This window comes from Micromonospora citrea (assembly GCF_049629545.1).
Lineage (GTDB): Bacteria > Actinomycetota > Actinomycetes > Mycobacteriales > Micromonosporaceae > Micromonospora > Micromonospora citrea_A.
In genome coordinates this window covers 313,693-330,026 of the sequence record NZ_JBNADX010000003.1, presented here as the reverse complement: position 1 = coordinate 330,026, position 16,334 = coordinate 313,693, and the positions used below count along the sequence as shown (strand labels likewise).

The window sequence follows — 16,334 nt, the reverse complement described above, 5'->3', positions numbered from 1 at the left end:
CTCAAGTGACCACGACCGCCGTCAGCGCGGACCCCTCGACAGCCGACTACCGCGATCCGGAGGTTCGGCTCCGGGCGTTGTTCGATGCGGGTTCGTTGCGTTTGTGTGTGTCGCGGGATGCCTCGGGGGTGTTGTGGGCGCGGGGTGAGGTCGAGGGTGTGCCGGTGGTGGGGTATGCCACGGATGCCACTCGGATGGGTGGTGCGATGGGTGCCGAGGGGTGTCGGCACGTGGTGGACGCGATCGATGCGGCGGTGCGTGAGCGGGTGCCGGTGGTGGGGTTGTGGCATTCGGGTGGGGCGCGGCTGGCTGAGGGTGTGGTCGCGTTGGACGCGGTGGGTCAGGTGTTCGCGGCGATGGTGCGGGCGTCGGGGCGGGTGCCGCAGATTTCGGTGGTGTTGGGTCCGGCCGCGGGTGGGGCGGCCTATGGTCCGGCGTTGACCGACATCGTGGTGATGAGTGGGGCGGGGCGGATCTTCGTGACCGGCCCGGAGGTGGTGCGGTCGGTCACGGGTGAGCAGGTCGACATGGAGCGCCTGGGTGGGCCGGAGCCGCACGGACGTCGGTCCGGGGTGGTGCACGTGACGTGCACCGACGACGAGGCGGCGCTGGGTCGGGCGCGGGCGTTGGCCGCGTTGCTGGGGCATCAGGGTCGCCTGTCGCCGGATGATGTGCCGGTCGGGGACGCCGGGCACGACCTCGCCGCGAAGCTGCCGACGGAGACCAACCGGGCCTACGACGTCAAGCCGGTCGTCGCCGCGCTGTTGGACGGCCCGGGGGTGGAGTTGCACGCCAAGTGGGCGCCGAACGTGGTGACCACGCTGGGCCGGTTCGCCGGGCGCACGGTGGGGGTGATCGCGAACAACCCGCTGCGCCTGGGTGGCTGCCTGGACGCCTCCAGCGCGGAGAAGGCGGCCCGGTTCGTGCGCATGTGCGACAGCCTGGGGGTGCCGTTGATCGTGCTGGTCGACGTGCCCGGCTACCTGCCCGGCCTCGGGCAGGAATGGGACGGTGTGGTGCGCCGCGGCGCGAAACTGCTGCACGCCTTCGCCGAAGCCGTCGTGCCCCGGGTCACCCTGGTCACCCGCAAGGCCTACGGCGGGGCGTACATCGCGATGAACTCCCGCTCCCTCGGGGCGACGGCCGTGTTCGCCTGGCCGAACGCCGAAGTCGCCGTCATGGGCGCCAGCGCCGCGGTCAACATCCTGCACCGCAAGAAGTTGGCCGCCGCCCCCGCCGAGGAACGCGAAACCCTCCGCGCACAGCTGATCGAGGAACAGACCCGCGTCGCCGGCGGCGTCAACCGCGCCCTGGAGATCGGCGTCGTCGACGACGTCATCAAACCCGACGAAACCCGACGCCGCATCGCCGAAGCCCTCGCCGCCGCACCGGCCGCCCGGGGCGCGCACGGCAACATTCCGCTGTAACACCGGACGTACTCGTGGGGTCCGCGCTCGTCGAGCGCGGACCTCACCGTCGTCTCAGCCCCGGTTTCGCAGGTGCTGCCGGGCGGTCCGCTCGTTGCCCCGCCGGTAGTTGCCCGTCCAGCGGGCCATCACCAGTTGCGGGTCCTCGTCCACCTCGGCGAGGAACTCCGCCGCCCGGCCGCCCCGCAACGTGCCGGCCGCCCGGCCGTGGTGGGTGATCACCACCGAGCCGTCCGCCCGCCGCACGTACGCGAAACCTCGCGCGTCCTGTCCCATGCCGGGCAGGCTGCCAGCGCCGGGCCGGTGCCGCATCCGGATTTCCGCCCCTCGACCGGGGCGTGGCCCCGGATCTCCACCGACAGCCACCCCTCCCGCCGGCGGTCGACCGGCCGACCGCTGGCAGCACGGCACGCCACGCGTCGGCTAGCATCCGTCGGCCGTCGCATCGACGGCGGGAACTTCGACGGGGAACGTGACACATGAAGCGACAGGTGGCCGTACTGGCCGCACTCACCCTGGCCGTGTCGGCCGGCTGCGCCGAGAAGCAGGAGCAGCCCGCCGCCACGCCGTCGGCGTCGGCGAGCCCGACCGCCTCGCCGATCGCGTCCGGGCCACCCTGGCACGACGAGGTCGCCCCGGCCGCCGCCGCCACCACGGTCGGCCCGAAGGGCACCACCTGCCCGCTGCCGATCACGTTCTCCGTGCCGGCGAAGTGGAAGGTCGAGGCGGTGACGTCCGGCGCGGACTTCAAGATCGGTCCCGCCGTGCCGATCTGCGAGATCGACGCGAAGCCGGCCGGGCACATCGGGTTCCTGCGGGTCTGGCGGATCGAGGGGGCGGCTCCCCGGACGCCGCAGATCACGCTGGACACGTTCATCGACGACTACGGCAAGGCGACCGAGCGGCAGTACCGCCGGACCAAGGCCGGCCCGCTGGACTCGTTCGAGGCGACCTGGGCCGGCGAGGACGGGCGCAAGCGGGCGATCCTGGTGTCCAGCCTCTACGGCAAGGTCCTCATCACCCTCGGCGGGATGGACGACGAGGAGTACACGGCGATGCTCCCGGCGTACCAGCTGGCCAGGTCGAGCGCCAACCTGCCGAAGTGACCGGTGTGCCCGGCCCGCCGGTGGCGTGGCCGGGCACGGGTCGGCGGGACACGGGCACCCCGCTTCCGCCGGGCCGGCGCCACGACGGGCGAGGGGCCCCGGCCGTACCGGCGAGGCCCCTCGCTCGTCGTGCCGTCGTCAGGCGCAGCTGGTGGCGGGCAGCCCCGGCACCGGCACCGGCGAGCGACCGCCCGGCTGCGCCTTGCCGGCGAGCACCCGGGCCAGCGCGGTCATCGAGGTACGGCTGGAGGAGTAGGTGGCCAGCAGCGTCGGCGACGTCGCCTTCTCCAGCACGTACGGGGTGTCCATCGCGACGGTCACCGCCGCGTCGGCGCTGAGGTCACCGGCGGAGTCGCCGTAGCCGACCAGGTGCACCCTGGTGCCGCCGCTCGGGACCACCCGCACCCCCGCCTCGGTCAACGCCTCCGTCAGCGCGGCACGGGTGCGGTCCCGCCCGGCGGAGGAGGTCACGGTCACCGGGCCGCGTACCGGCGCGCCGCAGGTGCCGCGCAGCATGGTGACCGCCGCGGCGGCGAGGTCGTCGGCCGCCCTGCGGTGCTCGGGGCTGTTCAGGGTGGACATCGCCGGGGCGGGCCGGTCGGCGAGCTGGAACTTCATGGTCAGCACCCGGGTGGCCGCCTCGACCAGCCGGGCCCGGGGCAGCGACCCGTCGCGCAGCGCGGCGAGCAGGCCGTCGTACGCCTGGCCGACGTTCGGCGGCATCAGGATCAGGTCGTTGCCGGCCAGCAACGCCTTCACCGCGGCCTCGCCCGGCGGGTACCGCTTGGCCGGCGCCATGTTCATCCCGTCGGTGATCACCACGCCGGTGAAGCCGAGCTGCCCGCGCAGCACGTCGGTGAGCAGCTTGCGGGAGAAGGTGGCCGGGGTGCCCGGGTCGACCGCCTTGACGTCCAGGTGGGCCGACATGACCGCCATCGCGCCGGCGCCGATGCCGCCGGTGAACGGCGGGAAGGCGGTGCGGTCCAGCTGCGTGCGGGACTGGCCGATGACCGGCAGGTCCTTGTGCGAGTCGGCGGCGCTCAGGCCGTGCCCGGGGAAGTGCTTGACGCTGGCCGCGACGCCGGCGCTCTGCAGGCCCCGCACCGCGCCTGCGACCTGCTCCGAGGCGCGCTTCGGGTCGGCGCCGAAGGAGCGGGAGCCGATGACCGTGCTGCGGGTGGCGAGCACGTCGGCCACCGGCGCGAAGTCCAGGTTGATCCCCATGGCGGCCAGCTCCTGGCCGGCGGCCCGCCAGGCGGCCTCGGTGAGCGCCGGGTCACCGGCCGCTCCGGCGGCCAGGGCGCTGGGCAGCGTGGTCACCCCGTCGGTGATCCGGGTGACCACGCCGTACTCCTGGTCGGTGCCGATCAGGAAGGGCGCGCTGCCGGCGGGGAGCTCGGCGGCGGCCTCGCGCAGCCCGCCGGTGAGCTCCCGGACCTGTCGGGGGTTGTCGACGTTGGTGGTGGCCTGGTTGCCGGAGGTGGGGTCGTCGGCGCTGAAGCCGACCAGGATCACGCCGCCGAGGCGGTACTTCGCCACCATCTCGGCGGGAGTGTCGACCCCGGCCAGGGCGCGGTTGCCGGCGGCCGAGGCGGGCGTGACCTTCGTCGCCGCGCTGCCGTACGCGTAGGGCATCAGCACCTGGCCGGCCAGGTCCTCGTCGGTGAGCGTGCCGACCAGCGCGGCGGCACGGGCGGCCGGGTCACCGGCGGGGGTGGGGGCGGGACTCGGTGCGGTGGTGGAGGGCGACGGGCTCAGCCCCGGCCGCGGCGTCTCCGGCTCCGCCGAGCAGCCGGAGACGAGCAGCGCGGTCAGGGCGGCGAGGGCGACGCCGGCACGTCGCGGGGAAATCGGCACGCGCCCCATCAAACCCGGCGTCGCGTCGCTGCGGCAACCCGACCGGCGGGTCGTCCACGTGGGGCGTGCCGGTCCGCACCCGGCTGTCCGGGTACGGCGTCCGACTCAGCCGACGCGGGTGAGCAGGGTCACCGGGGCGCCGTCGCCGGCGTACCGGTAGGGCTCCAGCTCCGCGTCCCAGGCCGTGCCGAGCGCCTTGTCCAGGGCGTGCGCCAGCGCCTCCGGCGCGCGGGCGGCGGCCATGATGCCGCGCAGGCGGTCCTCGCCGAGCTGGATGTCGCCGGCCGCGCCGACGGTCGCCCGGAACAGCCCTCGACCGGGGACGTGCATGAAGCGCTCACCGTCGACGCCGGCGCTGGGCTCCTCGGTCACCTCGAAACGGATCATGGGCCACTGCCGGAGGGCAGCAGCCAGCTCGGCGCCCGTCCCCGGACGGCCGGTCCACCCGCACTCGGCCCGGCGAGCGCCGGGGTCGACGGGCTGAGCCGTCCACTGCAGGTTGACCGGCGCGGCGAGGACGCGCGCGATCGCCCACTCGACGTGCGAGCACACGGCGAGCGGGGTCGAGTGGACGTATACGACGCCACGCGTTGGCACGGTGACCTCCCGGAGAGCGAGGTGCGTCTTCCCCTACGACCTCGACCACCCGGGTGGCTTCTGCAACACATGATGACTGGTGGGGCGGATGATGCGCCAGGGAATCGGAAAATTCGCCGGGCGGAATACCCGGACCGGTGACGTCGGTTGTGCTCCCCGACAGACGCGGTGGCCAGCCAGGCATCGTGGTCGTGTACAGTTCTCCGGGCGGTTCTGTGCCGCCGTACATCTTCGCGGGCCGAGGCTCATCCCGGGCGTCACCCGCTACAGCCCCCGGACGTTTCCCGCGTCCTCCCGTACGTCTTGCAAGGAGTACCTCCGTGGCGAGCAACACCTCTAAGACCGCGCGCGCGTCAGTCCGGGCCGGCCAGGCTGGCCAGGGTGGCGCCCTCAGCGTGCTGGGCGAGTTCAAGTACCTCATCCCGCTCAACGGCGGCAAGCACGCCTACGTGCGGAACCTGACCAACGGCAAGACCGCGCACCTGCGCACCGACTCCGACGCCTTCGTCGAGGAGATCCGGGTGCTGGCCGCCGCCGGCCACGCCGCCAAGATCCGCGCCGAGATCAACAACCTCGCCGCGGCGCACCCGGGCGACGGCTGGGACAAGACCGAGAAGCGTCTCGTCGAGGCCGGCGTCTTCGAGGGCTGAGCCCTCCCCCGAGCCACACCGGAACCGCCCGTCGGGTCACCCCGACGGGCGGTTCCGTCTTTCCCGGGTACGCCCGCGCCCCGTTCGCGGCGAGTCGCGGTGTCCGAGCGAGGGGATGCCGCCACACGCCGCATCCGGCGCGGAGTTCGGCGGAGTGCGGGGGTGTCGGGTCAGCGGTCGAGCAGGGTGACCTCGCCGGTGGCCAGGTCGTACAGGGCGCCGACGACGTCGACGTCGCCCGCCGCGACCGGCCCGGTCAGCAGGTCGTCGGCGCGCAGCGCGGCCACCGTGCGCAGCACGTGCCGGCGTACCGCCATCGGGTGGACGGCCGGGTCGTCCGGGCCCACCTCGGTCACCGCCGGGGCGATCTGGTCGACGACGTACGCCAGCGAGCCGCCGGGCGTCCGGCCGGTGCGCAGGGTCTGCACCGCCGAGGCGACCGCCCCGCACCGCTCGTGCCCGAGCACCATCACCAGCGGCACCCCGAGCTGGCCCACCACGTACTCGATCGAGCCGCAGACCGCCCGGTCGAGCACGTGCGCGCCGGTGCGGATGACGCAGATCGACCCGAAGGTCTGGTCGAAGATCGCCTCCAGCGGCACCCGGGAGTCGATGCAGCCGAGCAGCACGGCGTACGGCTGCTGGTCGCCGGAGGCCACGGCCGCCGCAGCGGTGACGTCGTGCCCGTGCACCGGCTGGCCGCTGACGAACCGCCGGTTGCCGGCGAGCAGCTCGGCCAGCGCGGCCCGGGGTGTCCGGGCAGCTCCGGGACGTGCGGAGGTCATACGTCCCACCCTGGCCCACCGATCCGATCGTGCGGGGCCGGGTTGCGAATCTTCTCACCGGCACGGTTGGCGTGTTCTCATGACGGGTAGCCGGTGTTACCGCCGGGTTACGCCGGTGAATCGGTTCCGGGTGGCCCGGGGAGGTGACGATGCCGGAGAAACGGGAGGTACGACTCCCCGACGACGTCCGCCTGCACGTCGAGGTGACCGGGCCGGCGGACGCCGAGATCACCGCGATCCTGCTGCACGGCTGGACCCTGGACGGGCGGGCCTGGCACCGGCAGCTCGCCGACCTGACCGAGCGCTTCGGTGAGCGGGTGCGCGTGGTCACCTACGACGCCCGGGGGCACGGCCGGTCGAGCTGCATGGCGCTGCGGACGGCCACCCTGGCCCAGCTCGGCGACGATCTGGCCGCCGTGGTGGACGAGGTCTCCCCCACCGGCCCGGTGGTGCTCGTCGGGCACTCGATGGGCGGGATGACCGTGATGGAGTACGCCCACCGCCACCCCGAGCACTTCGCCGCCCGTACCGCCGGGCTGGTCTTCGTCTCCACCACCGCCGAGGGGCACACCCACACCGTCTACGGCCTGTCGCCCCGCATCGCCCGGTTGATCCGGATCGCCGAGACCACCGGCGCCGGGGTGCTGGCCCGGTGCGGCTCCTGGCGTCCGCCGCGGGCGCTGCTGCGGGCCTTGCAGCCCAGCATCCGCTGGATGCTCTTCGGCGACCGCTGCGACCCGGGCGACATCCGCCTGGTCACCTCGGCGGCGGCCCGCGCCTCGCTCCGCTCGATCGGTGGGTTCCGCGCCTCGATCGGCGCCCAGCACCGGCTGGAGACGCTGGCCGAGCTGGCCCACCTGCCGGCGGCGGCCCTGGTCGGTGACCGGGACCGGTTGACCCCGCCGCCGTGCGCGGAGTCGATCGCGGCCGCGTTGCCGGTGACCGAGCTGACCGTCTGCCCCGGGGCGGGGCACATGCTGATGATGGAACGCCCGGACGAGGTGAACGCCGCGGTGGCCGGGGTACTCCAGCGGGTGCTGACCGGTACGACCGAGCCGACGCCCGCCGGCCCGCCCGTACCTGCCTGACCGGCCGGGAGATCGCGGCGACCCGTACCGTGTGGAGCGTGGCCCGGCGACGTCCCGCGCCCGGACACCACCGGGCCGGGGCGACCGGAACGGGCGTGGCGGCCCGACCGCCGGGTCCGGGACCGGCCGGTGGGACGTGGCGGAGGTCGCGGGAGGCGGCATGGCCCCGACACGGTCGGGCGTGCGGCCCGTACCCTCATTCCGCCTGGCGTGCGCCCGCGTCCGGCGCCGCCGTCGCACAGGAGCCCTCGCCTTGACCGACCACACCACCCTGGAACGGGAGATCGCCGCCGAGCAGCGGCATCTCGACCGGGTGTACGCCCGCCTGGCCGAACTGCGCCGCTCGGCCGCGCAGGCCGAGAAGGAGGGCTACCGACTGGCCCGGGTCGGCAACTTCGGCGCGCTGGTCGAGCGGGACGCGATGGTCTTCCACGCCGCGCAGCGACGGTACGTGCTGGACGCCGAGCACGAGGGACTGGTCTTCGGCCGGCTCGACCTGCGTACCGGCCAGGTGCTGCACGTGGGGCGGCTCGGGGTGCGCGGCGAGCAGGCCGAGACGCTGGTGGTCGACTGGCGGGCCCCGGCCGCCGCGGCCTTCTACCAGGCCACGCCCGCCGAGCCGCTGGGCGTGGTGCGGCGGCGCACCATCCAGTCCTCCGGTGAGAAGGTGACCCGGATCGAGGACGACCTGCTCGACCCGGAGGCGGCGCCGGCCGACCTGGCGGTGGTCGGCGACGGGGCGCTGCTGGCCACCCTGTCCCGGGCCACCGGCCGGGGGATGCGGGACATCGTGGCGACCATCCAGCGGGAGCAGGACGAGGCGATCCGCTCCCCCGGCTCCGGCGTCACGATCGTCTCGGGCGGCCCGGGCACCGGCAAGACGGCGGTGGCCCTGCACCGGGCCGCGTACCTGCTCTACTCCGACCGCGCCCGGTACGCCGGTGGCGGCATCCTGGTGCTCGGCCCGTCGTCGGTCTTCGTCGAGTACATCGCCTCGGTGCTCCCCTCGCTCGGTGAGGAGACCGCCACCCTGCACTCGCTCGGCTCGCTCTTCCCCGGCATGTCGGCGACCCGCACCGATCCGCCCGAGGTGGCGGCGGTGAAGGGTTCGCTGCGGATGCGGCGGGTGCTGGAGCGGGCGGTACGCGACGCGGTGCCGGACGGCCCCGACGAGCTGCGCCTGCTCTACCGGGGTCAGCTGCTGCGGCTGGAGCGGCGGGAGCTGGACGGCATCCGGGACCGGACGCTGTCGCGGGGCGCACGCCGCAACGAGGTCCGCCGGGCCGCGTTCGACGCCGTGCTCGCCGCGCTGTACGCCCAGGCGCGCCGGCTGGCCGTCCCGCGCCTGCCCGAGCAGCCCGCCTTCGAGGACGAGATCATCGAGCGGCCGGAGTTCCGGGAGTTCCTCAAGGCGTGGTGGCCCCGGCTGCACCCCCGGCACGTGCTGGACTGGCTGGCCCGGCCGGCACGACTGCGCCGGTACGCCGCCGGCGTCCTGTCCCGGGCCGAGACCACGCTGTTGTCGGAGGCGTACCGGACGTTGGGGTCGCAGGGGCTGACGGTGGCCGACATCGCCCTGCTCGACGAGCTGGACGCCCTGCTGGGTCAGCCGGTGCGGCCGAAGCGGGCGAAGCGCGACCCGTTCCAGCTCGCCGGCGGGGTACGCGAGCTGAGCACCTTCGCCGACCGGCAGCGGGCGGCACGGGCGGCGGCCCGGGAGCGCCCGGAGGACTACCGCGACTACGCGCACGTGGTGGTGGACGAGGCGCAGGACGTCTCGCCGATGCAGTGGCGGATGGTCGGCCGGCGCGGGCGGTTGGCCTCCTGGACGGTGGTGGGCGACCCGGCGCAGACCGCGTGGACGGGCGACCCGCAGGAGCTGGACCGGGCCCGGGACCAGGCGCTGGGCCGGCGTCGGCGGCACCGCTTCAACCTCACCACCAACTACCGCAACTCGGCGGAGATCTTCGCGGTGGCGGCGGCGGAGATCCGCCGACTGCACCCCGACCTGGAGCTGCCCGTCGCGGTGCGGTCCACCGGTGTCGAGCCGGTGGCGCTGACCGTTCCGGCGGCGGAGCTGGCCGCCACGACGGTGGAGGCCGTCCGGACGCTGCTCGGTGAGGTGGAGGGCACCGTGGGTGTGATCACGCCGGTGCCGCGCCGCGACGAGGTGGCCGGCTGGCTGGACGGGCACGGCGGCCCCCGGCTCCAAGTGGTGACCAGCCTCCAGGCCAAGGGCATGGAGTACGACGGGGTGGTGCTGGTCCACCCGGGCGAGATCCGTTCCGAGCCCTCGGGCGTCCGGACCCTCTACGTGGCCCTATCCCGCGCCACCCAACGCCTCACCACCATCGAACCCCTAACCTGACCCCCCCAACCCCGCCCCACCCCCACCCCCGTTGATCATGAAGTTGTTGCCCCGTGCATCGGCGTGTCGTGGCAACAACTTCATGATCGACGGTCGGCGTGACCGGTTCACTTGCATACATAGCGATGTGAGCATAGGTTGGGTGTCGGGTCGGTCCGACGGCGGAAGGTGTGGGCGTGGGCGCAGGTCATGACCACCACGGGTCGGTGGCGAACGCCGCGCACCGTCACCGGGGTCGGCTCTGGGCGGCCTTCGCACTGCTCGCCGTCCTGATGCTGGTCGAGGCGGTGACGGCCGTCGTCACCGGCTCGCTGGCCCTGCTCTCCGACGCCGGGCACATGTTCACCGACGTGCTCGGCATCGGGATGGCCCTGGCCGCGATCACCGCCACCCGGCGGGCGGACCGCGACCCGCAGCGCACCTTCGGCCTCTACCGGCTGGAGGTGCTCGCCGCGCTCGGCAACGCGGTGCTGCTCAGCGGCGTCGCCGTCTACGTCCTGATCGAGGCGGTACGCCGGTTCGGCGACCCGCCCGAGGTGAGCACCGGGCCGATGCTGGCGGTGGCCGTGCTGGGCCTGCTCGCCAACGTCGTCGCCTTCGCCCTGCTCCGCGAGGGGGCGCAGGAGAGCATCAACCTGCGCGGGGCGTACCTGGAGGTGCTCGGCGACCTGCTCGGCTCGCTCGGCGTGATCGGCGCGGCGCTGCTGATCGCCGGCACCGGCTGGTGGTGGGCCGACCCGGCGGTGGCGGTGGCGATCGCCCTGTTCATCCTGCCCCGCACCTGGCGGCTCGGCCGGGCGGCCGTCCGGATCCTGGTGCAGGCCGCCCCGGAGCATCTCCAGGTGACCGCGGTGCACGACCGGCTGGTCGCCGTCCCCGGCGTGGCCGAGGTGCACGACCTGCACGTCTGGACGCTCACCTCCGGCATGGAGGTGGCCTCGGCGCACCTGACCGTGCACCCCAAGGCCGAGGTGGGCGCGGTGCTGGCCGCCGCCCGCAGCGCGCTGCACGAGGACTTCCACATCGAGCACGCCACCCTCCAGATCGAGCCCGGAGCGACGCCGGGGACCTGCGGCCCGGTCGAGTGGTAACACCAATTATCCGCTTATGCCCTTTTTAGCTGGCTTACCTCCCGTACCCTCAGTCACGAACCGGGCATCAGTCACACCAGTACCGGTAGTCTCGGTTCCGGCCTCCGCCAGGCGGCACCCGACGGTGCCGGCGGTGGCCGCCGCCTAAACGCCCGCCAGGGCGTACCGGGGAACCAGGTACGTGGGGTGCATCCGCGCCAGCGGTAGGGATCTTCCGTCCCGAACCCGTCAGCTAACCCGGTCGGCGGCTGACGGAAGGATTGTGCATGCACGTACGACGTACCACTGTCCGACTGGTGGCCGCGGTCGCCGCCACCCTCGCCCTCGGGGTGTCGTCGGCGCCACCGCCCGTCACCGCCGCCCCGCCCACCACCCGGCTCGCCGCGCCCGGCGACGAAGAGGGCGGCACCCCCGCCCTGCGCGCCCAACTCGACGCCGCCAGCAAGGGCTGGATCGACGCCAAGGCCGCGCTGGAGCGCTCCACCCGGCGCCAGCAGGAACTCAACAACCAGCTCAAGACCATCGAGTCGGAGCTGACCCAGCGCACCGGCAAGGTCGGCGAGATCGCCGGGGTGGCGTACCGCACCGGCCGGCTCGGCCCCGTCTCGGCGCTGCTCAACAGCAGCACCCCCGAGGGCTTCCTGGACCGGGCCGCCGAACTGGAGACGGTCGCCAGCAACGAGGACCGCGAACTGCGCAACCTGCTGCGCACCAAGGAGGAGGCCACCCGCACCCGGGCCGCGCTCGACACCGAGATCGTCGAGCAACGCAAGCAGATCGCGGTGATGGCCAAGCGCAAGCAGCAGGCCGAACGGGCGCTGGCGGTGGCCGCCGCCGACAAGCCCGCCCCACGCGCCGACAGCGGCGCCAGCCGGGGCACCTCCACCGCGAACGCCCGGCCGGCCCCGCGCAACTCGGACGGCTCCTGGCCGTCGGAGTCGTGCAGCGTCAACGATCCCACCCCGGCCAACGGGTGCATCACGCCGCGCATGCTCAACGCGCTCCAGCAGAGCCAGGCGGCCGGCTTCACCCGATACGTCTCCTGCTACCGCCCCAGCGGCTCCGGCGAGCATCCCAAGGGTCGGGCCTGCGACTTCGCCGCGCAGAAGGGCGGCTTCGGCGGGGACGCGACCGGTGGCGACCGGACGTACGGCAACAACCTGGCCGCGTACCACGTCCGCAACGCCGACCGGCTCGGCGTGCTCTACGTGATCTGGTACCGGCAGATCTGGCTGCCCAGTAGCGGTTGGAAGTCGTACAGCGGGGCGGGTGGGGACCCGTCCAGCGACCACACCAACCACGTGCACCTGTCGGTGTACTGACCCGGACCGGGAGCGGGGCCCGTCCGTCGGACGGGCCCCGCCCGCGTACGCCGGTGGAGCCTGCCGGACGCGTGGCGTCAGCCGGCGACCGGGCCGCCGTCGGAGAGCCGGTCCAGCACCGCGCCGAGCCGACCGGCGAGCCCCAGGTGCGCGGCACGGGCCTGGCGGAAGGCGTACCCGAACAGCGGCGCCGGGGCGGCCAGGGTGATCTCCACGTCCACCTGCAACAGCCCGTCCTCCTCACGGATCCGGGTGCGGTTGCGCACGGTCGTGCCGGGCTGCTGCCGCGCCACCGTGACGATCTCGTCGTCGGTGACCACCAGGACGTCGGCCTGGTACGTCACCGGGAAGCTCAGCGGCCCCAACTCCAGCCGGTCGGTGATCGCATAGCTGGCCCGGGCGCCCGGGCGCGGCGGCAGTTCGCGGACCCGGACGATCAGCGGATGCAGCTCACCCTGCCTGGCGAGATCGCTCAGCAGCGCCACCGCGTCCGCCCGTGAGCAGCGCGCCTGCACCGTGTAGCTGAACGTCTCCCGCCGGACCACTCCGCCCTCCACTCCTCGTCGGTCGCACGATAGTCCCGTACCGGGGACGGGCTGGCAACGCCGGCGGCGGCCGGTCGCGCATGACGCGGGCGGGGCGGGGAATCCCGCGCCCGGCGACGGCCACGGGAGGCGGACATGGGCGGGTACGGCGGATGAGTGGGCACGTGATGGTCTTCGCGCCGACGCCCCGGCTGACGGTGACCGTGGACCAGCCCAGCGACCAGCCGGAGCTGCACCTGCACCCGGGCGGGCAGGGCGTCTGGCAGGCCCGGATGATCATGTCGCTCGGGGTACCGGTGGTGCTCTGCACCAGCCTGGGCGGCGAGATCGGTCAGGTGCTGGAGCCGCTGCTGCTCAGCGAGGGGGCGGACCTGCGGGTGGTCCGCCGCGACTCGACCAGCGGCGGGTACGTGCACGACCGGCGCGACGGCGCCCGACACGAGATCGTCGACGTGGTCGGCGCGTCGCTGAGCCGGCACGAGCTGGACGAGCTCTACAACCTGTCGCTCGGCGAGGGGCTGCGCGCGCCGGTCAGCGTGCTCAGCGGCCCCAACGAGCCGTCCCTCGTCCCGGCCGACCTGTACCGCCGGTTCGCCGCCGATCTCGGGGCCAACGGCGGCCGGGTGGTGGTGGACCTCGCCGGCCCGCACCTGACGGCGGTGCTCTCCAGCGGGGTCTACTTCCTCAAGGTCAGCCACGAGGAACTGATCGCCGACGGGCTGGCCGCCGGCGCCGAGGAGGACCAGCTCACCCGGGCCATGTACGACCTGCACGCCGCCGGCGCCGAGAACGTGGTGGTCAGCCGGGCTGCCGAGCCGGCCCTGGCGCTGGTCGACGGGGAGATCTTCGAGGTGCAGATGCCGAAGCTGGAGACGGCCGACCCGCGCGGCGCGGGTGACTCGATGACCGCCGGGGTGGCCGCCGTGGTCGCCGGCGGCGGTGACATCCGCACCGCGATCCGCACCGGCGCGGCGGCCGGGGCGCTGAACGTCACCCGGCACGGCCTCGGCACCGGCCGGCTGGACACCATCACCGGCCTGGTCGACCGGGTCCGCCTGGTGCCCTCCGACAGCCGCCCGCAGGAGCGCACCACCCCGGACGAGCTGGCCGACCGGGCGGTCGACCGATGACGCTGCGGGTGCTGGTCACCAACGACGACGGGATCGCCGCGCCCGGCATCGAGGCGCTGGCCCGGGCGGCGGCCGACCGGGGTCTGGACGTGGTTGTCGCCGCTCCACTGGAGGAGGCGAGCGGCACCAGCGCCTCGATGACCGCGGTGGAGCGGGACGGGCACGTGGTGGTCCGCGAGCATCCGCTGCCGGGGCTGACCGGGGTGCCCGCGTACGGGGTGGGCGGCTCCCCCGGGTTCATCGCGCTGATCGCGGTGCACGGGGCGTTCGGACCGCCCCCGGCGGTGGTGCTCTCTGGGATCAACCGGGGCGCCAACGCGGGCCACGCGGTGCTGCACTCCGGCACGGTCGGCGCCGCCTTCACCGCCGCCGCGAACGGCTGCCGCGCCATGGCGGTCTCGCTGGACGTGCTCTCCGCCGGCGAGGCCACCGCCGTGAGCGGCGGCGCCGCCGTCTCCGCCGCCGCGCGGGTCCGCGACGCGGACCGGCACTGGGCCACCGCCGCGCGGGTAGCGCTGGACCTGCTGCCCCGGCTCACCGCCGGGCCGGTGGAGAGCGTGCTCAACGTCAACGCGCCGGACGTGCCGCACGGCCGGCTGCGCGGGGTGCGCCGGGCCGGCCTGGCCAGCTTCGGCCAGGTGCAGATGACGGTGGCCGAGGCCGGACACGGCTTCGTGCGGACGTCGCTGGAGGAACCCGGGCAGGCGGTGCAGCCGGGCACGGACCTGGCGCTGCTGGCCGAGGGGTACGCCTCGGTCACCGCCGTACGGGCCGTCGTCGAGGCGGCCGACGTCGACCTCGCCGGCCTCGCCGGGGAGTGACGGGTGCTCGGCTCAGGCGCCGGGCAGGACCTCCGGGGTGGCCGCGCCGGCGAAGTACGGCTCGGGAGCGCCGAAGAGGCCGAGCAGGCCGGTCACCCAGAGCTGCCGGTGCACGAACCGGCTCGGCTCGGTGACGACCAGCTTGACGCCGCTGACCTCTGCGGTCTGGAACCCGGCGACCATCGCGCTGATGCCGACCGAGTCGATGAAGGTGACGAGTCGCATGTTCAGCTCGATCCGGGACGGTCGGCCCTTCGCGAGCACCTCGGCGATCGCCTCACGCACCTCGTACGCGGTGTCGACGTCGATCTCCCCTCGCGGAGCGATCTCGATGACACCACCCGACAGAACCGACTTCACGATCGACAGGCTCACGCGAGCACCTCCACTCGCCCATTCACGGGCGCCTCATCAGTACGCGGGCCGCGACCGAGAGTATTCCTCTCACGGCCTCGGTCGCCACCCCTCGGGATGAGCAATTCGCGGATCCGGACGGAACGGGCCGCCCTTCGCCGCATTTCTCCTGGTCCTGAACATTCCAACGAGCAACCCCGGCGGGGCCGCTCGAACCGTCCCAGGGTAGCCGCCCCGGTCCACTCCGGCCCGCACCCCGACCGGGTGGCGACCCTCGCCGGCCCGTCCACCCTCTGGCCGCGACCGGCGCGCCGCAGGTCGCGCCCGGTGCGACACGCGTTCGTGCCCGTGCGACACGCGCCCGATGCGCCGCAGGTCACCTTCCTGCTTGCCGGGGCCGCCTAGCCTCGGCGGCGAGGGGTCCACCACGACGGAAGGACGATCCAATGATCAGGAGACTGCTCGGCCTGGCCGGTGTCGGCGCGCTGCTCGCCCTCGTACTGGCCTGCGGCTTCGGCGGTGGCGGTGGCGGGGACGACGACGATGACGACGACGGCGACGACTTCGCCCGTGGCGTCGCGGTGGTCGCGGTCCGTTGACGGCACCTGCCCGGTCCACGGCGCGGCTTCCCCGCGCCGGGCCGGGCGCTGGTTTGGCGGTCGGGCCCACGGGGCACTGGCCGTGGCAGGCGGACCGTGACGCGCCGCAGACGTCGACGTGCGAAGTGCCCGCAGACTTCGGCACCCCGAGGAGGTAACCCAGATGTTCGGCAACAACCTGCTGGAGCGCCGCAGCAAGCCGGAACGGATCGCCGACCAGGCTTGGCAGCAGCTCGTCTCGACGGTCGGGTCCGCCGGCGACAGCGTCCGCGACGCCGCGAAGTCGGTACGCGGTGGCGGCCTCTCCGACGCCGGCGACCTGGTGGGCTCGGCCGCCGACGAGGCCCGGCGCCGGGCCACGCTCGCCTTCGACGCGCTCGCCGGCCGACGTCCCGCCCTGCCGTGGACCCTGCTGATCAGCGCCGCGCTGGTCGGCGCCGCGATCGGCTGGGCCGCCGGCACGGCCGCGCGGGCCGCCGGCAGCCGGGACGGCCGCACGGTGGACGACATCGAGTTCGTCGACGTGGACCGGCCCAACTCCCCCGCCGGCCTCGACGGCTGACGGGGTCCGCGGACGGCTCCGAGCCCCGGTCG

Annotated in this window: 17 protein-coding genes and 1 riboswitch; of the genes, 11 read left to right on the top strand and 6 right to left on the bottom strand. The window is 74.1% G+C overall.

The features are described from left to right. Positions 1-5: 5 nt before the first annotated feature. Positions 6-1,427 (top strand): acyl-CoA carboxylase subunit beta, encoded by a 1,422-nt coding sequence (locus ACPFP2_RS05925; RefSeq protein WP_424086861.1) that lies wholly within the window; start codon positions 6-8, stop codon positions 1,425-1,427. A 54-nt stretch (positions 1,428-1,481) separates the two neighbouring features. Here ACPFP2_RS05925 and ACPFP2_RS05920 read toward each other — a convergent pair whose 3' ends face one another. Beyond that, positions 1,482-1,703, bottom strand: coding sequence for a hypothetical protein (locus ACPFP2_RS05920; protein ID WP_424086859.1), 222 nt, complete (start codon positions 1,701-1,703; stop codon positions 1,482-1,484). Between the two features lie 203 nt (positions 1,704-1,906). Between ACPFP2_RS05920 and ACPFP2_RS05915 the strand changes: the two genes are divergently transcribed. Further along, a complete protein-coding gene (locus ACPFP2_RS05915; protein WP_424086857.1) occupies positions 1,907-2,533 on the top strand; it encodes a lipoprotein in 627 nt (208 codons plus the stop codon). 138 nt (positions 2,534-2,671) lie between these two features. On the opposite strand, the gene ACPFP2_RS05910 is transcribed toward ACPFP2_RS05915, so the two are convergent. Both ACPFP2_RS05910 and ACPFP2_RS05905 read right to left on the bottom strand, forming a co-directional pair. Further along, positions 2,672-4,399, bottom strand: coding sequence for a glycoside hydrolase family 3 protein (locus ACPFP2_RS05910; RefSeq protein ID WP_424086855.1), 1,728 nt, complete (start codon positions 4,397-4,399; stop codon positions 2,672-2,674). Between the two features lie 96 nt (positions 4,400-4,495). Next, positions 4,496-4,987, bottom strand: a complete 492-nt coding sequence (locus tag ACPFP2_RS05905) for a DUF3145 domain-containing protein (RefSeq protein ID WP_424086853.1) — start codon at positions 4,985-4,987, stop codon at positions 4,496-4,498. Between the two features lie 320 nt (positions 4,988-5,307). Here ACPFP2_RS05905 and ACPFP2_RS05900 point away from each other — a divergent pair, with 320 nt between their 5' ends. Beyond that, positions 5,308-5,637: a hypothetical protein gene (locus tag ACPFP2_RS05900; protein WP_091291747.1), complete on the top strand. Its 330-nt coding sequence runs from the start codon at positions 5,308-5,310 to the stop codon at positions 5,635-5,637. Positions 5,638-5,807: 170 nt separating this feature from the next. On the opposite strand, the gene ACPFP2_RS05895 is transcribed toward ACPFP2_RS05900, so the two are convergent. Then, positions 5,808-6,422 (bottom strand): carbonic anhydrase, encoded by a 615-nt coding sequence (locus tag ACPFP2_RS05895; RefSeq protein WP_424086850.1) that lies wholly within the window; start codon positions 6,420-6,422, stop codon positions 5,808-5,810. Between the two features lie 149 nt (positions 6,423-6,571). Between ACPFP2_RS05895 and ACPFP2_RS05890 the strand changes: the two genes are divergently transcribed. The 4 genes from ACPFP2_RS05890 to ACPFP2_RS05875 all read left to right on the top strand — a co-directional run bounded on the left by ACPFP2_RS05890 (position 6,572) and on the right by ACPFP2_RS05875 (position 12,291). Further along, positions 6,572-7,510: an alpha/beta fold hydrolase gene (locus ACPFP2_RS05890; protein WP_424086848.1), complete on the top strand. Its 939-nt coding sequence runs from the start codon at positions 6,572-6,574 to the stop codon at positions 7,508-7,510. Positions 7,511-7,763: 253 nt separating this feature from the next. Beyond that, positions 7,764-9,878: a HelD family protein gene (locus ACPFP2_RS05885; RefSeq protein ID WP_424086846.1), complete on the top strand. Its 2,115-nt coding sequence runs from the start codon at positions 7,764-7,766 to the stop codon at positions 9,876-9,878. Between the two features lie 176 nt (positions 9,879-10,054). Further along, entirely contained in the window at positions 10,055-10,969 is a 915-nt protein-coding gene (locus tag ACPFP2_RS05880; protein WP_424086844.1) for a cation diffusion facilitator family transporter, read from the top strand. 131 nt (positions 10,970-11,100) lie between these two features. Further along, a riboswitch (cyclic di-AMP (ydaO/yuaA leader) is annotated at positions 11,101-11,232 on the top strand. Between the two features lie 3 nt (positions 11,233-11,235). After that, on the top strand, positions 11,236-12,291 hold the full coding sequence (locus tag ACPFP2_RS05875) for a coiled-coil domain-containing protein (protein ID WP_424086843.1): 1,056 nt from the start codon (positions 11,236-11,238) through the stop codon (positions 12,289-12,291). A 77-nt stretch (positions 12,292-12,368) separates the two neighbouring features. On the opposite strand, the gene ACPFP2_RS05870 is transcribed toward ACPFP2_RS05875, so the two are convergent. Next, on the bottom strand, positions 12,369-12,836 hold the full coding sequence (locus ACPFP2_RS05870; protein ID WP_424086841.1) for an SRPBCC family protein: 468 nt from the start codon (positions 12,834-12,836) through the stop codon (positions 12,369-12,371). Between the two features lie 152 nt (positions 12,837-12,988). On the opposite strand from ACPFP2_RS05870, the gene ACPFP2_RS05865 reads away from it, so the two are divergent. Next, a complete protein-coding gene (locus ACPFP2_RS05865; protein WP_424086839.1) occupies positions 12,989-13,966 on the top strand; it encodes a PfkB family carbohydrate kinase in 978 nt (325 codons plus the stop codon). Then, the gene (surE, locus tag ACPFP2_RS05860; protein ID WP_424086837.1) at positions 13,963-14,787 is read left to right on the top strand and encodes a 5'/3'-nucleotidase SurE; all 825 of its coding nucleotides are present in this window, start codon (positions 13,963-13,965) and stop codon (positions 14,785-14,787) included. The genes ACPFP2_RS05865 and surE overlap by 4 nt, the downstream gene beginning before the upstream one ends. A gap of 12 nt (positions 14,788-14,799) precedes the next feature. Here surE and ACPFP2_RS05855 read toward each other — a convergent pair whose 3' ends face one another. Next, the gene (locus ACPFP2_RS05855; protein ID WP_091291757.1) at positions 14,800-15,162 is read right to left on the bottom strand and encodes an STAS domain-containing protein; all 363 of its coding nucleotides are present in this window, start codon (positions 15,160-15,162) and stop codon (positions 14,800-14,802) included. 425 nt (positions 15,163-15,587) lie between these two features. On the opposite strand from ACPFP2_RS05855, the gene ACPFP2_RS05850 reads away from it, so the two are divergent. Together ACPFP2_RS05850 and ACPFP2_RS05845 are read left to right on the top strand one after the other, a co-directional pair. Further along, on the top strand, positions 15,588-15,740 hold the full coding sequence (locus ACPFP2_RS05850; RefSeq protein ID WP_424086834.1) for a hypothetical protein: 153 nt from the start codon (positions 15,588-15,590) through the stop codon (positions 15,738-15,740). A gap of 163 nt (positions 15,741-15,903) precedes the next feature. Beyond that, positions 15,904-16,302, top strand: a complete 399-nt coding sequence (locus ACPFP2_RS05845; RefSeq protein WP_424086832.1) for a hypothetical protein — start codon at positions 15,904-15,906, stop codon at positions 16,300-16,302. Positions 16,303-16,334 lie beyond the last annotated feature (32 nt).